The following is an 18,075-nucleotide window of genomic DNA, read 5'->3' on the forward strand; positions in this document are numbered from 1 at the left end:
AAAAAAATGCAAGGCACGAGGCCTTGCAATTTAAACGCGTCCGATCTGTTTCCGGTGTCCGGCGGCAGCGAGTAACCGCGCCTAGATCGCATCCTCCCAAGACTTTGACCGCGTAGGAGAGCAGATTTTTCTCCGCCCTCTCGGTTATCGGCGCACACTAGACCAAGGCAGGTGAAAATGTCACGAAGAATTTTGCCCCCAAATAGGCAATATCGTGCTGCACTGCACAATAGTGGGGCAGGGCTTGCTTGTGAATCGATCAAAAGGCCAGATGCGGCACTTTGGTGGCCAAAACGGGCCCTTTTGATCATCCGCAGAACGCCGCAACACTTTAGAGCGCTCGGGTTTCCATTCGGTCATGAAATGGCTATGAAGCCCGGGCAAGCAGCCTCGGTTGCGCCGATTCCCCGCGCCGCCATTTTTTCATTCACGGACCAGTCCATGCGTTTGTCGCGCTACTTCCTGCCCATTCTGAAAGAAAACCCCCGTGAGGCCGAAATTGTCTCGCATCGGCTGATGCTGCGCGCCGGCATGATCCGCCAGCAGGGGCAGGGCAGCTTCTCCTGGCTGCCGCTCGGCAAGCGCGTGCTGGACAAGGTCTGCCAGATCATCCGCGAGGAGCAGAACCGAGCCGGCGCGCTGGAAATCCTGATGCCCACGATCCAGTCGGCGGATCTGTGGCGCGAGAGCGGCCGTTACAATGACTACGGCAAGGAGATGCTGCGCATCAAGGACCGGCAGGACCGCGACATGCTCTATGGTCCGACCAATGAGGAAATGGTCACCGAGATCTTCCGCGCCTACGTCAAGTCCTACAAGGACCTGCCGCTCAACCTCTATCACATCCAGTGGAAGTTCCGCGACGAGGTGCGCCCCCGCTTCGGCGTGATGCGCTCGCGCGAGTTCCTGATGAAGGACGCTTACTCCTTCGATCTCGATTTTGAAGGCGCCAGAGCCGCCTATAACCGCATGTTCGTCTCATACTTGAGGACGTTCACGCGCATGGGCCTGCAGGCCATTCCGATGCGCGCCGATACCGGCCCGATCGGCGGCGACCTCAGCCACGAGTTCATCATCCTGGCCGAGACCGGCGAGAGCCAGGTGTTCTGCGACCGCGCCTATCTGTCGCTCGACGTGCCCGGCGCGGATACGAACTTCTCCAACGATGCCGAGATCGGCGGCATCGTGACGAAATGGACGACTCCTTACGCCGCCACCGACGAGATGCATGACGAAGCGGCATGGGAGAAGGTGCCCGAAGGCGAGAGGCTCTCGGCGCGCGGCATCGAGGTCGGCCATATCTTCCATTTCGGCGAGAAGTATTCGAAGCCGATGAACGCGAAGGTCACCGGTCCCGATGGCAAGGACCATTATGCTTCGGGCGGTTCCTACGGCATCGGCCCGTCGCGGCTGGTCGCGGCGATCATCGAGGCGAGCCATGACGAGAACGGCATCATTTGGCCGGAAGCGGTCGCGCCGTTCGATATCGGTCTGATCAACATGAAGGTCGGCGACGCCGAATGCGACCGCGTCTGCGACGGGTTCTACGCAGCGCTGACCTCGGCCGGCAAGGACGTGCTTTATGACGACACCGACCAGCGGCCGGGCGGCAAGTTCGCAACCGCCGACCTGATCGGTCTGCCCTGGCAGGTGATCGTCGGACCGCGCGGGGTGGCTAGCGGCGAGGTCGAGATCAAGAACCGCCGGAGCGGCGAGCGCGAGACGCTGCCGATTGCGGAGGCCCAGAAACGCCTGGGTATCGCCTGATGGGCGAGGCGGCTGCAGCTCGATCGCCGGCAGGCGCCTTTTCAGGCTTCGAGCGCATGGTGGCGTGGCGCTACCTGCGTTCGCGGCGCAAGGAGACGGTGATCTCGGTCATCGCCTCGATCTCGTTCCTCGGCATCATGCTGGGCGTCGCCACGCTGATCGTCGTCATGGCGGTGATGAACGGTTTTCGCGCCGAGCTGCTCACCCGCATCCTCGGCGTCAACGGCCATCTGATCGTGCAGCCGCTCGATTCGCCGCTGGAGGACTATGCGCAGGTGGCGAGCCGCATCAACGGCGTTGCCGGCGTCAAATACGCCATCCCGCTGATCGACGGGCAGGTGCTGGCGCAAGGCAATGTCGGCGGCGGCACCGGCGCGCTGGTGCGCGGCATTCGCGCCGAGGATCTCAACAAGATCTCGATTGTGTCCAGCAACATCAAGCAGGGCACGCTCGACGGTTTCGACACCGGCGATGGCGTGGCGATCGGCAAGCGCATGGCCGAGAATCTCGGGCTGGTGCTCGGCGACACCATCACGCTGATCTCACCCGAAGGCGACGTTACCCCGCTTGGCACCACGCCGCGCATGAAGGGCTACAAGGTGGCGGCGATCTTCGAGGTCGGAATGTCGGAATATGACAGCTCGATCGTCTACATGCCGTTTTCGGAAGCCCAGCTCTATTTCAACATGGACGGACGGGCGCAGACCATCGAGATCTACGTCGACAATCCCGACAATGTCGATGCGCTGAAGCCGTTGGTCGAGCAGGCGGCGCAGCGGCCGGTCGACCTCGTCGACTGGCGCCAGCGCAACGAGACCTTCTTCTCGGCGCTGCAGGTCGAGCGCAACGTCATGTTCATGATTCTCACGCTGATCGTACTGGTGGCGGCACTCAACATCATCTCCGGCCTCATCATGCTGGTGAAGGACAAAGGACACGACATCGCGATCCTGCGCACCATGGGCGCGTCGCGCGGCGCGATCCTGCGCATCTTCCTGATGACCGGGGCTGCGATCGGGGTCACCGGCACCATCGCCGGCGTGCTGCTCGGCGTCGTCATCTGTCTCAACATCGAATCGATCCGCCAGTTCTTCTCCTGGATGACCGGCAGGATCCTGTTCAATCCCGAGCTCTATTTCCTCAGCCAGTTGCCTGCGAAAATGGACCCGCGCGAGACCACCTATGTCGTCATCATGGCGCTCACCCTGTCTTTCCTGGCCACGGTATTTCCGGCCTGGCGGGCAGCCCGGCTCGATCCGGTCGAAGCCTTGAGGTACGAGTGATGGCCGAAGCCATTATCGAGCTTAAGGGCGTCGAGCGGCACTATGTCCAGGGGCCGCGCAAGCTGACCATTCTGAACGGCGCCGACTTCTCGCTTAGGCGTGGCGAGATGGTGGCGCTGGTGGCGCCGTCGGGCACCGGCAAGTCGACGCTGCTGCATACGGCGGGGCTGCTCGAGCGGCCGGACGCCGGCGACGTGATCCTCAGCGGCCGCGCCTGTGGCCGGCTGTCGGATGACGAGCGCACCGCTATCCGCCGCAACGATGTCGGCTTCGTCTACCAGTTCCATCATCTGCTGCCGGAGTTCACCGCGCTCGAAAACATCATGATACCGCAGCTGATCAAGGGGCTCGGCCGCAAGGAGGCATCCGAGCGGGCGGCGCAGCTTCTCGACTACATGCAGATCGGCAAGCGGGCGCAGCACCGGCCGGCCGAGCTATCCGGCGGCGAGCAGCAGCGCGTGGCGATCGCGCGCGCGGTCGCCAATGCGCCGCTGGTGCTGCTGGCCGACGAACCTACCGGCAATCTCGACCCGGCCACCGCCTCTTACGTGTTCGATGCGCTGGAGGCGCTGGTCAGGCAGTCGGGGCTGGCGGCGCTGATCGCCACCCACAATCACGAGCTGGCCTCGCGAATGGACCGGCGGGTGACGCTGGCAGAAGGCAAGGTGGTGCCGCTTTAAGGCAAGCCGATAGTAGGCTGAGGCCGGCGCTATCGACCGCAGTTTCTTGCGCGTACAGTACCGCCGTCTCCGGTCCTCGGAACTTACTATCCTCGGCTCTGCCCGATCTCGACTTGCCCTCCGCGCGCTCAAAAAGAGCCTATCGTCTCGTCAACCTTTCCTTAACCGTGCGCAAACGGATCGCCTGAATTCGCCAGCATGCCTCTCGGCTGATCGTTGACATTCGAACAAAATTAGAACAAATTGCGAACATATTAACAACAGGAGAGAGCTATGGCCGATCTGGTTCAGGATGTCGTCTCGCTGGTCTGCATGAGCACCTTTCTCATTTCCATGGCGATCTGGATTGGCGCCATGTGAGCAGGCGGCTGGCCGCCGCCTTGGGCGGACGAAGGGTCCGCTCTCTGTTTGGGACGGGCACGAGCCCGCCCATTGTTAAGCTTTTCTTGGCCGCACCCCCGCTAGCTTGCCTCGCAAAGACAGGGAGCAAGGGCAGTGTCGGTCATCGCCACGGTCACACTCGTGGCCGGAAATCTCGGACTCATCTTTTTCTTGATGACGGTGCCGCTCGGGCTGCGCACGGTTACGGTCAGCCGCGTGATCGAGGCTGGCCGGAATCGCCTCTGGCAGGCGCTGTGGCCGTTCGGCAGCGACGCCGGCTGGTCCGGTGAAATCCTCTCTGCCGAACCCATGGACGGCGAGGGGACGACGTCGATCAAGCTGTCCTGGGAAGGGCGCGACGGGCGGCCGATCGAACGCAAGGCACGGCTCGACGATGTGGTGGAAGGCAGCCGTTTCTCGATGCGCGTCGTTGAGGACACGGCTCTCGATCCCTCGTTCTGGGCCGACTATCGCGAAACCACCGCGCTCGCGCCCGAAGGCGATGCGACGCGCGTTACGCTCACGCAAACCGACCGCTATCGCGGCGTCGCCTTCCTGATCTTCCGCTACTTCGCCATGCGCCGCGAGCTCGCCAAGCTGCAGGTCTGGGCGAGAACCGGAACATATCGCAGGGGCGGCTGGTTCGAGCATCCGGTGAGCCAGATCGGCTTTGCCGTGCTTTCGGCCTTCATCCTGTGGCCGTTCTTCGGCCTCAACCTCGGCGGGCTGGCGCTGGCCGCGATCCTAACCTCGGTGGTGGCGCTGCACGAGCTCGGCCACATGGCGGCGTTCCGCCTGACGGGACACCGCAGGGCGCGCATGATCTTCATCCCGTTGCTTGGCGGTATCGCCATGGGCGGCAGGCCCTATGACAGCCGCTTCGAGGTCGCGTTCGTGGCGCTGATGGGGGCGGGCTTCTCCGCTTTCCTTGTGCCTCTGCTGATCGCCGCCAGCGGCCTTGCCGGCAGCGAAGGGCATCGTCTCGCGGCAGTGCTGCTGGCGACGCTTGCGGGCTGCGCGTCGCTGTTCAACATCGCCAATCTGGTGCCGGTGTGGAAGTTCGACGGCGGCCAAGTGCTGCGCCAGATCTGCCCGGGCCCGATCGCGCTGGCGCTTGCCTCCTTCCTGCTGCTGTTCGCCTTGCTGGCGCTCGGCTGGCGCGCCGGCTTCTCGCCAAGCTTCCTGCTCGTCGCCGGCACGGTGTTCTCGGTCCTCAGCCTGCTCACGGTCGGCAGCGGCGTGAAACCGCGCCACGAGCTGAAGCCGATCCGCGCCTTCGACCGCCTGGCTATGGCCGGCGCGCTGCTCGCGGTCTTCGCCATCCACGGCTATGGCGTGCTCTGGGCCTCAGCGCGGCTGATGTAGCCGCGCCGGATTACCCTGCCTTTCGGGCCAGGTCGGCGACCGGGGCCGCGGCAGGCCCGAACACGTCCTCGAAGGCGGATTTCAGCGCGAGATCGAGATCGGCCATGGTGACCGGAAGGCCGAGGTCGACGAGGCTGGTCACGCCATGGTCCGAAACGCCGCAGGGCACGATGCCGCCGAAGTGGGAAAGCTCCGGCTCGACATTGATGGCAATGCCGTGAAAGCTCACCCAGCGCCTGAGCCTGATGCCGATTGCGGCGATCTTGTCCTCGGCAGGGCTGCCGTCAGGCATGGCAGGGCGATCCGGCCGCACCACCCAGACGCCGACGCGATCCTCGCGGCGCTCGCCGCGCACATTGAAGGCGGCAAGCGTGCCGATGATCCACTCTTCGAGCGCGGCGACGAAAGCGCGGACATCCTCGCGCCGGCGCTTCAAGTCGAGCATGACATAGGCGACCCGCTGGCCGGGGCCGTGATAGGTGTATTCGCCGCCGCGTCCCGCGGCAAAGACCGGAAAGCGGTCAGGGTCGATGAGGTCCTCGATACGGGCGCTGGTGCCGGCGGTGTAGAGCGGCGGATGCTCGACCAGCCAGACCATCTCGCCGGCAGCGCCATTGCGGATGGCCTCGGCGCGCGATTCCATGAAGGCGAGCGCGTCGGGATAAGACGTCAGGCCGGGCTCGATGACCCACTCGACCGGCGCCGAACCGGGAAGGGGCAGGAACGACGTGGCGATCTGGCTGCGTTCTGTCATGGAACTTTCTCGATGCTCCCCTCATATGGCGGCAATTGGCTGAAACGTCCAGTTTCGGCCTGCCCGTGTCGAGGCTGTGGAGCATTGCGCCAGGAGCTTTGTCTGAGCATGTCGTTCTCCCAAAAACCGCCACGCACTTTTGGGCGACATGCATTAGCGAATATTCCGCACCGCACCCTTGTTTCGCCGGAAACGATTTGCTACAGGCCCCGGGCCGGACGGTTCCGGCTCCTACCACGTGCGGTCGTGGCGGAATTGGTAGACGCGCAGCGTTGAGGTCGCTGTGGGGCAACCCGTGGAAGTTCGAGTCTTCTCGACCGCACCATTCTCCCCCAAAAAGGCACTGCTTGGATGAGCCCGTGAGGCGGCGCGCTCGACGTTCTGCGGGCCAAACAAAAGCCGCGCCAGATCCTGAGGACGACCGCGCCGCCGCTTTGGCTTTCAAGCCCTTCAGTTCTGAAAAAAAGGACCTATCCCGTCCAGCCAAGGCCGGCCGAGATGCAATTGATCGAGACGAGCAGGGCGTCGGTCGTCCGCCTTCGATCCGCCGTGCCGGGACTGGTCCGAACCTCGCGCAGCAGATCGACCTGCAGGCGGTGGATGTCGTCCATCTGTCGCCGCAGATTGTCGAAACGCCGCTTGAACATCGGAAAGCGCGCGGAAAGATCGCCGCCGGTGAGGTCACCGATCAGGCGTCGCGTCAGCTCGTATTCGGCTCCGATGCGGCCGTAGATTCGCCAAGCTGCATCGGCGTCGGCTACCAGGCCGGCGTAGAGCTGCGCGATCTCCATGTCGGACTGGTAGAGCGTCTTCTCGGCCTCGTCGACGATCAGACGGAAGAAGCGCGAGCGCTCGAACATGCGGGCCAGAAGCTCGCGCCCGGCCTCGCCGCGCACCGTGACAAAGGCGTTCAGCGCGCTGCCGATGCCATACCAGCCGGTCAACAGATGACGGTTCTGGCTCCAGGCGAACACCCATGGAATGGCGCGCAGGTCGGCAATGCCGCTGGCGCCGAAACGGCGATCCGGCCGTGAGCCCATCTTCAGCAGCGCCAGTTCCGCAACGGGGCTCGCCTGGTTGAAATAATCGAGGAACCCGGGCTCGGCCATCAACCGGGCATAGGATGCCTGCGACATGCCCGCCAGAGCCTCGAGCGCTTCGTCGAACTCCGGCGTTTGCTTCGGCCCGACATCAGCGGGCGATCCGACACTGTGGGCCAGAACGCCGGCGGCGAGAACCTCGAGCTGGTTGAGGCCGGTGCCGCGATTGGCGAATTTCGAAGAAACGACCTCGCCCTGCTCGGTTACCCGCATCCTGCCGGCGACAGTGCCCGCCGGCTGCGCCGCGATCGCCCGGCCGGTCGGCGCGCCGCCACGGCTGACGGAGCCGCCGCGACCGTGAAAGAAACTGATCCTGACCTTGTGCTTGCGCCCGATTGCGGCAAGGCGCTTTTGTGCTTTCGCCAGTTCCCAATTGGAGGCGAGGAAGCCGCCGTCCTTGTTGGAATCCGAATAGCCAAGCATGATTTCCTGGCGCGCGCCAAAATCGCGCACAGTCCGCCGCACCAGCGAAACACCGAGCAAATCATTCAGGACGGCAGGAGCGGCCTGCAGATCGGCGATGGTCTCGAACAATGGCACGATGCGCAGCCTGATCGTGCCGCTACTACCAGGGGCGGTCGAAAGTCCGCAATATTGCGCCAGCAGATAGACCGCGAGCAGGTCGTCGGCCGAGCGGGTCATGCTGAGCACGAACGAGCCAACGGCGTCGGCATCCGCGCCCGAATTGTGCCTGGCGATGACAGAGAATGTCGAAAGCAGTTCGGCCGCCTCAGGCGAGAGCCGGCCTGCGTCGATCTCCGGTTGCTCGCCCTGGCTGAGGCTTGAGCGGAGGTGCGCCGACCATCGCGGCGTGCCGGGTGAGACCGGGTCGGCCGGATCTGTCAGCGCAAACAGCTCGGCCAGCACCCGGTTGACGACCGCGGAGTTCTGCCGGATGTCGAGCGAGACCGTACGGAAGCCGAAGCTTCCGGCTTGCCAGATGAGAGGCTGGACGAAGCGCCTGGCGACCGCGCGCCCACCGATCGATTCGAGAACGGAAGACAGTGCGTTGAGATCGGCACGAAACGCTTCCGCCGAGAGATATGCCGCCGTGCCGCCGTCGCGCGTCGCCGCCAGCCGGGCAAGCATGGCCGAAGCGAATTGGCGAAGCGGTTCATCGGGGTTGCGGGCGGCAATCGCTTGCGCCTGCCCGCTTTTGTCAAGCGCGGCTTGCAGCACCGGCTTGAAGCTCGGCGGCAGGTCGATGACGTTGGAGCTGGCGCTGAGCACCGTCACCAGCCGCTGCACCTGCGTCAGATACCAGCTTATGGCGGTATTGCGGTATTCGGCCAGGGCATGAGCGGTGACTGCGGCCGTCACATTTGGATTGCCGTCGCGGTCGCCGCCGATCCACGAGGCATAGCGCATGAAGGAGGGGATTCTGATCGGCTCTCCCGGATAGTGACGCTCGAACGCGCCTTGAAGCTTGCCGTAGAGCTGCGGCGTTGCCTCGAAGATGACTTCGCGAAAGAAGTGCAGGCCCCAGGCGATTTCGCCCTCGACCGTCGGGCGCTCAAGTCGCAGCTCGCCCGTCATCCACAGAAGCTCGATCTCGCTTTCCAGATCGGCGACCAACAGGTCGCGTTCGCGCGGCGCCCAGCGCGGCTGGTCGAGCTCGGTCAACTTGCGATAGATGCGGCGATGGATCTCCAGCACCGTGACGCGCTTGGCCTCCGTGGGGTGCGCGGTCATGGTCGGCCCGACACATAGCTCATCGAGCGTGGCCTGGACTTCCCCCGCCGAGCGGCCGTTCGCCGCCATCTGCGCGGCCACGCTGGCGAAGGACCCGGTCACCTCGTCGGCGCCCGCGCCTTGTTCGAGTTCGCGCCGCGCCCGCATGGCAAGCAACTCGTCGGCAATCGTCAACAACTGGAACCACACGCCGCTCGCCTGAAGCGCCGGGATGCGTTGTTCCGCGGCAAGCGAGACAAGCGACCGACGCCCGCTCAGTACGGCGGCGACCTCGGGCTCACGAGCGCTTGCGACCTGAAGCAGCAGGCGCAACAGGAGGCTGCGCTCGTCCTCGCGAAATTTGATGCGTCTGCTCTGTTCCAAACCGCTTTCCTCGGCTGCACCGATTGCAACTGCAGCAGCGCCTTGAATGGAGGGCGGCGCCGGCTGTCAGGCGACCCGATCGGGGACGGGGCGGCCTTCGAAGAAGGCGGTCAGGTTCTCCACCACCTTCATGCCCATCGCCACCCGCGTTTCCTCGGTCGCGCTGCCGAGATGCGGCAACAGCACGACGTTCTCCAACTGCTTCAGCGCTTCCGGAACGGCGGGCTCGTCGGCAAAGACGTCGAGACCTGCACCTGCGATCTCGCGCCGTTGCAGTGCACCGATCAGGGCATCCTGGTCGACGACGTCGCCGCGCGCGGTGTTGATCAGGAAGGCGCCGCGTTTCATCAACCCCAGGCTTCGAGCATCGATGAGATGGCGGTTTTCCGCGCCGCCCGGACAGTGCAGCGAGACGAAATCGGATGCCGTAAGCACATCGTCCAAAGTCGGCAACTGCTCCGCGCCCATAGCGCGCGTCTCGTCATCATCGACCGGTGACCGGTTGAAGAATAAGATCTTCATGCCGAAGCCGAAATGCGCGCGCCTGGCCGTCGCTTTGCCGATGCGCCCCATGCCGACAATACCCAAGGTCTTGCCCGACACTTTTGCCCCGGCCATGTGGGTCGGCGACCAGCCTCGCCACTCGCCGGCGCGCAACTGCCGCTCGCCCTCGCCGGTCCGGCGCGCGACGGCCAGCATCAGGCTAAGCGCAAGGTCGGCGGTGCAATCGGTCAGCACGCCAGGCGTGTTGGTCACCACGATGTCGCGGTCGCGGGCCGCCGCGACATCGATATGGCTGAAGCCGACGCCGAAATTGGCGATGATGCGGGTGCGGGCGGCGGTCTCGGGGAACACCGCAACCGGCAAGCGGTCGCTGACCGTCGCCAGGATCGCGTCGAAATGCGCGAAGGCGGACGTCATCGCGGCAGGGCTCAGCGGCTCGTCGCTGTCGTTGAACGTCGTGTCGAAGCGTTCGGCGAGGATCGCTTCGACGGCGGCCGGCCATCTGCGGGTGACAATCAAACGCGGTTTCATCGAGTTTCCTGCTGGTCGATGGCCGCCGCGACGTTTGCGCCGGCCCAGACTTCACCTTTTTGTGGACTGTGCGGCCGTGGGGGCCGTCACGCCGCCTTCTTGGTCCGCGCCAGCGTATCGGCCACGACCTCGCCGAAGGAGGCAGGCGTCGGCACGATGACGACGCCGGCGTCTTTCAGGATCTCGACCTTTTCCTGCGCCGACTCGCCGAAGGCGGAGATGATGGCGCCGGCATGGCCCATGCGGCGGCCCTTCGGCGCCGAAAGTCCGGCGATGTAGGCGATCAGCGGCTTTCGCATGTTGTCGCGCGCCCAGATCGCGGCCTCGGCTTCCTGTGGTCCGCCGATCTCGCCGATCATCACCACGGCGTCGGTGTCCTCGTCGCGCTCGAAGAGCTGAAGAATATCCTTGAAGGACGAACCATTGATCGGATCGCCGCCGATGCCGACGCTGGTCGAGACACCGATGCCCAACGCCTTCATCTGCGAGGCGGCCTCGTAGCCCAGCGTGCCCGAGCGCCCGACGATGCCAACGCGTCCGGGGAGATAGATGCTGCCGGGCATGATGCCCATCAACGCCTGTCCGGGCGTGATGACGCCGGCGCAGTTCGGGCCGACGAGCCGCATGCGGTCCTCGAAGCGGTAGCGGCGCATGTAGCGCTTCACCTGCATCATGTCCTGGGAGGGGATGCCGTCGGTGATGCAGACGCAAAGCTTAATGCCGGCGTCCGCCGCCTCCATGATCGAATCGGCGGCGAAGGGCGGCGGCACGAAGACGATGCTCGCCTCGGCGCGGGTCTCGCGTACAGCGCCCTTGACGGTGTTGAAGACGGGCAGGCCGAGATGCGTCTGGCCGCCTTTGCCGGGGGTGACGCCGCCGACCAGCTTTGTGCCGTAGCGCTTCATGTCGTCGGCGTGGAAGCTGCCGATCTTGCCGGTGAAACCCTGGACGATGACGCGCGTGCTGCGGTTGAGCAGGATTGCCATTTCTCGACCTCCCTCAGGCTGCTTTCTTGTTCTTGGTGGCTTCGCGCCAGGCGGCGACGGCCTTTTCGGCGGCTTCGGCCAGCGTATCGGCGACGATCACCGCCTCGCCGGAGTCGGCCAGGATCTTGCGTCCTTCCTCGACCTTGGTGCCGGAGAGGCGCACCACCAGCGGCACGTCGACGCCGACCTCGCGGATCGCCTTGATGACGCCCTCGGCGACCCAGTCGCAGCGGTTGATGCCGGCGAAGATGTTGACCAGGATGGTCTCGACATTCTTGTCGCCGAGCACGGCGCGGAAGGATTTGGCCACCCGCTCGGGCGAGGCGCCGCCGCCGATGTCGAGGAAATTGGCGGGCTCGCCGCCGGCGATCTTGATCATGTCCATCGTCGCCATGGCGAGGCCTGCGCCGTTGATGATGCAGCCGATATTGCCGTCCAGCCCGACATAGGAGAGACCGCGATCGCTCGCAAAGGTCTCGCGCGGGTCTTCCTGGCTCTTGTCGCGCAGTTCCGAGATTTCCGGGCGGCGGAACAGCGCGTTCTCGTCGAACGACATTTTGGCGTCGAGCGCGACGAGGCTGCCGTCGCGGGTCACCACCAGCGGATTGATCTCCAGCATCGAGGCGTCGTAGTCGCGGAACACCTGGTAGCAGCCGAGGATGGTCTCGGTGGCCTTGCCGATCAGGTTGCTTTCAAGTCCGAGGCCGAAGGCGATCTCGCGCGCCTGGAAGCCCTGCATGCCGACGCCCGGATCGACGGTGGCGCGGATGATGGAATCCGGCTTCTTTTCGGAAATGTCCTCGATCTCCATGCCGCCGGCGGCCGATGCCACGATCATGACGCGCTCTTCCTTCCGGTCGAGCACGAAGCCGAGATAGAGCTCCTGCGCGATGTCGACGGCTTCCTCGAGATAGAGGCGCGAGATCAGCTTGCCGCGCGGGCCGGTCTGCTGGGTGACCAGCTTGCGGCCGAGCATTCCCTCGGCGGCGTTGGAGATCTCCTCGTCGTTGGAGCAGAGCTTGATGCCGCCGGCTTTGCCGCGCGCGCCGGAATGGACCTGCGCCTTCAGCACCCATTTCGAGCCGCCGATCTCGCGCGCCCGGTAGGTCGCCTGCTCGGGGCTGTAGGCAAGGCCGCCGCGTGGGACGTGCACGCCGTGGCGGGCGAGCAGTTCCTTGGCCTGGTATTCGTGAATGTCCATCTTGTCCTCCCGGTAATCTAATGCGCTGCGCTATGCGCCTGGCTGGCGCGCTCGATCGCCTCGCTCACCACCAGAACATTGCGTGCCATGCGTTCCGAGGCAGCGTCGATCATCTTGCCGTCGAGCGCCGCCGCGCCCTTGCCGAGCGCCTCCGCTTCCTTGAGCACCTCAAGGATGCGGCGAGCGCGGGTGACCTCCTTTTCCGGCGGCGAGAACACGTCGTTGGCCAGAGCGATCTGCGAGGGATGGATCGCCCATTTGCCTTCGATGCCGAGTGCGGCGGCGCGCCTGGCGGCTGCTGTGTAACCTTCGGGGTCGGAGAAATCGCCGAACGGTCCGTCGATGGCGCGCAAGCCATAGGCGCGGCAGGCGACAGTCATGCGCGACAGGGCGAAATGCCACTGATCGCCGGGATAGTCAGGGTTGAGGCCGCCGATGTTGACGGTGCGCGCCTTGTTGCTGGCGGCGTAATCGGCGACACCGAAATGCATCGCTTCGAGCCGGCCGGGCGTGGCGGCGATCGCCTCGACATTGGCCATGCCGAGCGCGGTTTCGATCAGCGCTTCGAGGCCGACCCGGGTGTTGAAACCCTTGGCCATCTCGATCTGGTTGACCATGGCCTCGACCATATAGAGGTCCGCCGGTACGCCGACCTTCGGCACCAGGATCGTGTCCAGCCGGTCGCCGGCCTGTTCCATGACGTCGACCACGTCGCGGTACATGTAGTGGGTGTCGAGGCCGTTGATGCGCACCGATACGGTCTTGCCCTTGGCGCGCCAATCGATGTCGTTCAGCGCCTGGATGATGTTCTTGCGCGCGCGCTCTTTGTCGGGCGGCGCCACCGCGTCCTCGATGTCGAGGAAGACGAAGTCGGCGGCGCTGTTCGCCGCCTTGTCGATCATTTCCGGGCTGGAGCCGGGAACCGCCAGCTCGCTGCGCTGGAGCCTGAGCTTCTTGAGGTGGTTGATGGTGTGGCTCATCGTCCGTTCCTCACGCCGCCTCGGCGACCGGCATTGCGGCCGTGCGCCGGAAATGCTCGATCGCAGCCGCCACGCCCGAGCCCGGCGCCAGGCGCACGCCGCAATCAAGCAGCGCCATTTCGGCCGCCGACAGCGAGGCGCAGACCATCACCTCGTTCAGCCAGCCGAGATGGCCGATGCGGAAGACCTTGCCGAAGACCTTGTTGAGGCCGCCGCCGAGCGATGTCTGATAGGTGCGGTAGGCACGCTTGACCACGTCGCCGCTGTCGATGCCTTCCGGCACCAGGATCGCGCTCACCGTATCGGAGTGCCATTGCGGCGCCTTGGCGCACAGCTTCAACCCCCAAGCGTCGACCGCCTTGCGCACGCCTTCGGCCAGGCGATGGTGGCGCGCGAAGATGTTGTCCAGCCCTTCCTCGGCGATCAGGTCGAGCGAGGCGCGCAGGCCGCGCAGCAGCTGCGTGGCGGGCGTGTAGGGGAAATAGCCGGCGTCGTTGGCGCGGATCATGTCATCGAAGGAGAAGTAGCAGCGCCGGTGGGTCGCGACTCGCGACGCCGCCAGCGCCTTCTTGCTGACCGACAGGAAGCCGAGGCCGGCGGGCAGCATGAAACCTTTCTGCGAGCCGCTTACCGCGCAGTCGACGCGCCATTCCTCCTGACGGAAGTCGATCGAGCCGATCGACGAGACCCCGTCGACGAAGAGGAGCGCTGGGTGGTTCACCGCATCGAGCACCGCTCGGCAGCCAGCGACGTCGCTGGTAACGCCGGTCGCGGTCTCGTTTTGCGTGCAGAAGACCGCCTTGATCTGGTGCGACTTGTCCGCCCGCAGCCTTTCGGCATAGAGGTCGAGCGGGACGCCGGTTCCCCATTCGCAATCGATGACGTCGACATCGAAGCCGAGGCGCTCGGCCATGTCGACCCACAGATGCGAGAACTGGCCGAAGCGCGACATAAGCACCCGGTCGCCCGGGTTGAGCACGTTGGTCATCGCCGCCTCCCAGGCGCCGGTGCCGGACGACGGATAGATGAAGACGCGGCCGGTCTCGTTCTTGAAAACCTTCTTGATGTCCTCGAACAGCGGCAGCGTCAGATTGGGGAAGGAGGCGGCGCGCATGTCTTCCATCGGCAGGTTCATCGCCTGCCGGACCTCTTCAGGAATGTTGGTGGGTCCAGGGATGAAAAGATGGGTAAACCCGGCCATGCGCAAACTCCTCCTACGTTTTGGGATGCTGGAGGAAGTTTCGTGTCGATGGCGCCGAGCAACAACACCTTGCCGGGTAAGTTGTCGCCACGCGCGGGTAGGTCGAGCCTACCCGATCCGCCTACCCGAAAGGCGATTTGGAGCCGCGTCTCCTCTCGTTGGCATAGAGCGCGACAGCCATGGCGCGGTTGCGCACGTCGAGCTTGTCGTAAAGATTTTTGAGATGGTACTTCACCGTGTTCTCGGAGATCCCGGTGCGGGTCGCGATCTGGAGATTGGTCCAGCCGTCGGAAAGCACCGCAAGCAATTCGCGCTCACGCACGGTGAGTTGCGACAGCGGCGTATCGTTGACCTTGTTGATGTCGATGTAAGGGATGCAGATGCGCCCATGCGCGACCGCCAGGATCGTCTCGAATATGATCGAGGGATCGTCGAACTGAAAGCAATAGCCCTGGGCGCCGAGCCGCACGCACTGCTTCAGGATGCCGATGTCATGATCATTGGAAAAGACCGTGATGCGCAGGTCGAGCTTGCGGATCTGGACTTCCGCCAGGACATCGGCGCCATCCATGTCGGCGAGCTTCCAGCCGATGACGGCGACGTCGAACCCGGTGTTCGCCGCCAATTCCAAGAATTGCTTGCCGCTCGGCACGGAGCTCAACAGCTCGAAACGCCCGTCGCATTCCAGCATCTCGCGAAGCGCAGACACGACAAGCGGATTGCGCTCGGCGACGATAACACGCACGCGCTGCTCGCCAACTGCTTCGTTCGTTTTCCGGGACTTGAGGTTCAAGGCCTGCCGATTGTCCTGTCGATCTCGCGCTTGCCGATCCACCTGGACCTGCATCATGGCAATTCTGCCCCAACAGCAAAAGGGCGCTCTTTCCGCAGCGACATGCGCTGTCGCGGCGGCTGAACCCGCAAATGCGGCGCGACCCGCCTTTACCGGGAGGCGTCGCGGGGACATTTCTCTGAATATTCCGCGCGCTACGGCTATATTTTCTCAGGACGAATCGTGTCTCGACCCTATCTGCCGCATAAGCATCGGGTTTCCCGAAATGCGGTTTCCACTTTTCGGGCTCATGCTCTAGACCTGATTCACACCCTTTCCGGATTGCTGTTGGCGGGAGGCGCTGGTGGAAGGCCAGGACAGAGAGACGACCGGCGCCAGGACCGTCGAGGAAGGCGGCGCTGACATCTATGGCGAGGACGGCGCCGTCCGTTCTGCCTTCCTTGCGCAGATCGGCGCGGCCATCGCCGATCGCGACACGCTCATCTTAAAACGCGAAGTCGACGACCTGCATCAGTCGGAACTCGGCGATCTGCTGGAAGCACTCCATCCCGAGCAGCGCCGCGCGCTGGTCGAATTGCTTGGCTCGGATTTCGACTTTTCGGCGCTGACAGAGGTCGATGAGGCGATCCGGCTCGACATCGTCGACAATTTGCCCAACGAACAGATCGCGCAGGCGGTGCAGGAACTCGATTCCGACGACGCCGTCTACATCCTGGAAGACCTCGACCAGGAGGACCAGGACGAGATCCTGTCGCAACTGCCGTTCACCGAGCGCATCCGGCTGCGGCGCGCGCTCGACTATCCGGAAGAGACGGCCGGCCGGCGCATGCAGACCGAGTTCGTCGCCGTGCCGCCGTTCTGGACCATCGGCCAGACGATCGACTACATGCGCGAGGACAAGAACCTTCCCGATCGCTTCAGCCAGATCTTCGTCATCGACCCGAGCTTCAAACTGCTCGGTGCCATCGATCTCGACCAGATCCTGCGCACCAAGCGCGCGGTGAAGGTCGAGGAGGTGATGCATGAGACGCGCCATGCCATCCCCGCCACCATGGACCAGGAAGAGGCGGCGCGGGAATTCGAGCAGTACGACCTGCTCTCGGCCGCCGTGGTCGACGAGAACGAGCGTCTGGTCGGCGTGCTCACCATCGACGACGTGGTCGACGTCATCCAGCAGGAGGCAGAGGAGGACCTTCTGCGCATGGGCGGCGTCGGCGACGAAGAGCTATCCGACACCGTGCTTGCGACCTCGCGATCGCGTGTGCCGTGGCTGCTCGTCAATCTGGTCACGGCGTTTCTCGCGGCCTCGGTGATTGGCCTGTTCGACCAGACCATCGAGCATATCGTGGCGCTCGCTGTGCTGATGCCGATCGTTGCCGGCATGGGCGGCAATGCCGGCTCGCAGACGATGACCGTCACGGTGCGGGCGCTGGCGACCAGGGATCTGGACATCTACAACGCCGCCCGGATCATCCGCCGTGAGGTGGGAGTGGGCTTCATCAACGGCATCGTCTTTGCGGTGCTGATCGGCATGGTTGCTGGACTGTGGTTCCACGACCCCAACCTGGGCGGCATTATCGCGGCGGCGATGATCATCAACATGTTCGCGGCGGCCCTGGCAGGCATTCTCATCCCGCTGCTGCTCGACCGCTTCAAGATCGACCCGGCGGTAGCCTCCGCCGTCTTCGTCACGACCGTCACCGACTGCGTCGGCTTCTTTGCATTCCTCGGATTGGCCACGTGGTGGTTTGGCGTTCCCTGAGACAGTGCTATAATTGACTTTTACGTAAATGCCGTGCGACGTTGCCCTGGGGTCAGATGCCGATTCCGGCACAGACGGGGTTGATTGGAGAAAGGGCGACGCTTCTGCGTGGCGATGCCTGGACGTTTGGGCGTGGGAGCGAGAATGCGGGAATATTACACGATCACAGAGCTGACGCGCGAATTCGACGTGTCCACCCGGACGTTGCGGTTCTATGAGGACGAGGGGCTGGTGCAGCCGATCCGGCGCGGGCGCACGCGGCTGTTTCGCCCGTCCGACCGGCATCTGATCCGCCAGATCATGCGCGGCAAGCGGCTCGGCTTCTCGATCGCCGAGATCCGCGAAATCATCCAGATGTACAAGGAACCGCCCGGCGAGGTCGGCCAGCTCAAGCTGATGATCAAGCGCATCGAGGAAAAGCGCGAGGACCTGCGCCAGAAACGGCGCGACCTCGAGGAGACGCTTGCCGAGCTCGACCAGGCCGAGGAGTCCTGCGTGGAGCGGTTGGCGGAGCTGGGCGTGAACACGTAGCCCGCTGACAGCCAAAGAATTCAGCTAGGCTAACCGTCGCAGACGTTCGAGATTGGCCGGAGCTTTCGAACTTCGTCATCCCACGGCGGAGCAGCCGCGAAGCGGCGTCGCGGCTTGCTTCGCCCTAGAGCGGGATGAAGTCATCTCCGGTCGTATCCTGCATTGGCGAAGTAGTTTGAGCACTCGGCGGGTGTCGTCCGG

General features: G+C 64.3%; 14 protein-coding genes and 1 tRNA gene. 7 read left to right on the forward strand and 8 right to left on the reverse strand.

Features of this window, described 5'->3' with window-relative positions:
- The first annotated feature begins 441 nt into the window (after positions 1-441).
- The 4 genes from proS to CK218_RS29150 all read left to right on the forward strand — a co-directional run bounded on the left by proS (position 442) and on the right by CK218_RS29150 (position 5,476).
- Positions 442-1,767 (forward strand): proline--tRNA ligase, encoded by a 1,326-nt coding sequence (gene proS, locus CK218_RS29135; RefSeq protein WP_095829712.1) that lies wholly within the window; start codon positions 442-444, stop codon positions 1,765-1,767.
- A complete protein-coding gene (locus CK218_RS29140) occupies positions 1,767-3,050 on the forward strand; it encodes a lipoprotein-releasing ABC transporter permease subunit (protein ID WP_067001237.1) in 1,284 nt (427 codons plus the stop codon). Before proS ends, CK218_RS29140 begins: the two co-directional genes overlap by 1 nt.
- Complete coding sequence (locus tag CK218_RS29145) at positions 3,047-3,730, forward strand: ABC transporter ATP-binding protein (protein ID WP_179294634.1); 684 nt, start codon at positions 3,047-3,049, stop codon at positions 3,728-3,730. Before CK218_RS29140 ends, CK218_RS29145 begins: the two co-directional genes overlap by 4 nt.
- 495 nt (positions 3,731-4,225) lie before the next feature.
- The gene (locus tag CK218_RS29150) at positions 4,226-5,476 is read left to right on the forward strand and encodes an SRPBCC family protein (protein ID WP_095829702.1); all 1,251 of its coding nucleotides are present in this window, start codon (positions 4,226-4,228) and stop codon (positions 5,474-5,476) included.
- Positions 5,477-5,486: 10 nt separating this feature from the next.
- On the opposite strand, the gene lipB is transcribed toward CK218_RS29150, so the two are convergent.
- Positions 5,487-6,230, reverse strand: coding sequence for a lipoyl(octanoyl) transferase LipB (gene lipB / locus CK218_RS29155; RefSeq protein WP_095829703.1), 744 nt, complete (start codon positions 6,228-6,230; stop codon positions 5,487-5,489).
- A 240-nt stretch (positions 6,231-6,470) separates the two neighbouring features.
- Here lipB and CK218_RS29160 point away from each other — a divergent pair.
- Positions 6,471-6,555: transfer RNA gene (locus tag CK218_RS29160), tRNA-Leu, on the forward strand.
- 145 nt (positions 6,556-6,700) lie between these two features.
- Here the strand turns inward: CK218_RS29160 and CK218_RS29165 are convergent.
- The 7 genes from CK218_RS29165 to CK218_RS29195 all read right to left on the reverse strand — a co-directional run bounded on the left by CK218_RS29165 (position 6,701) and on the right by CK218_RS29195 (position 15,533).
- Positions 6,701-9,385 carry a phosphoenolpyruvate carboxylase gene (locus CK218_RS29165; RefSeq protein WP_095829704.1) on the reverse strand — a complete coding sequence of 895 codons (2,685 nt, stop codon included), beginning with the start codon at positions 9,383-9,385 and terminating at the stop codon, positions 6,701-6,703.
- Between the two features lie 66 nt (positions 9,386-9,451).
- On the reverse strand, positions 9,452-10,420 hold the full coding sequence (locus tag CK218_RS29170; protein ID WP_095829705.1) for a D-glycerate dehydrogenase: 969 nt from the start codon (positions 10,418-10,420) through the stop codon (positions 9,452-9,454).
- 86 nt (positions 10,421-10,506) lie between these two features.
- Complete coding sequence (gene sucD / locus CK218_RS29175; protein WP_067001220.1) at positions 10,507-11,406, reverse strand: succinate--CoA ligase subunit alpha; 900 nt, start codon at positions 11,404-11,406, stop codon at positions 10,507-10,509.
- Positions 11,407-11,419: 13 nt separating this feature from the next.
- Positions 11,420-12,607 carry a malate--CoA ligase subunit beta gene (locus tag CK218_RS29180; RefSeq protein WP_067001218.1) on the reverse strand — a complete coding sequence of 396 codons (1,188 nt, stop codon included), beginning with the start codon at positions 12,605-12,607 and terminating at the stop codon, positions 11,420-11,422.
- Positions 12,608-12,624: 17 nt separating this feature from the next.
- A complete protein-coding gene (locus tag CK218_RS29185) occupies positions 12,625-13,587 on the reverse strand; it encodes a CoA ester lyase (RefSeq protein ID WP_095829706.1) in 963 nt (320 codons plus the stop codon).
- Positions 13,588-13,597: 10 nt separating this feature from the next.
- Positions 13,598-14,788, reverse strand: a complete 1,191-nt coding sequence (locus CK218_RS29190; RefSeq protein ID WP_095829707.1) for an aminotransferase class V-fold PLP-dependent enzyme — start codon at positions 14,786-14,788, stop codon at positions 13,598-13,600.
- 121 nt (positions 14,789-14,909) lie between these two features.
- A complete protein-coding gene (locus tag CK218_RS29195; RefSeq protein ID WP_095829713.1) occupies positions 14,910-15,533 on the reverse strand; it encodes a response regulator transcription factor in 624 nt (207 codons plus the stop codon).
- 391 nt (positions 15,534-15,924) lie between these two features.
- On the opposite strand from CK218_RS29195, the gene mgtE reads away from it, so the two are divergent.
- Together mgtE and CK218_RS29205 are read left to right on the forward strand one after the other, a co-directional pair.
- The gene (gene mgtE, locus CK218_RS29200; RefSeq protein ID WP_067329211.1) at positions 15,925-17,343 is read left to right on the forward strand and encodes a magnesium transporter; all 1,419 of its coding nucleotides are present in this window, start codon (positions 15,925-15,927) and stop codon (positions 17,341-17,343) included.
- A 144-nt stretch (positions 17,344-17,487) separates the two neighbouring features.
- Positions 17,488-17,874, forward strand: a complete 387-nt coding sequence (locus CK218_RS29205) for a MerR family DNA-binding transcriptional regulator (RefSeq protein ID WP_040969921.1) — start codon at positions 17,488-17,490, stop codon at positions 17,872-17,874.
- The last annotated feature ends 201 nt before the right edge of the window (positions 17,875-18,075 follow it).

Origin of the sequence: Mesorhizobium sp. WSM3879 (assembly GCF_002294915.1) — a bacterium.
Classification (GTDB): Bacteria; Pseudomonadota; Alphaproteobacteria; order Rhizobiales; family Rhizobiaceae; genus Mesorhizobium.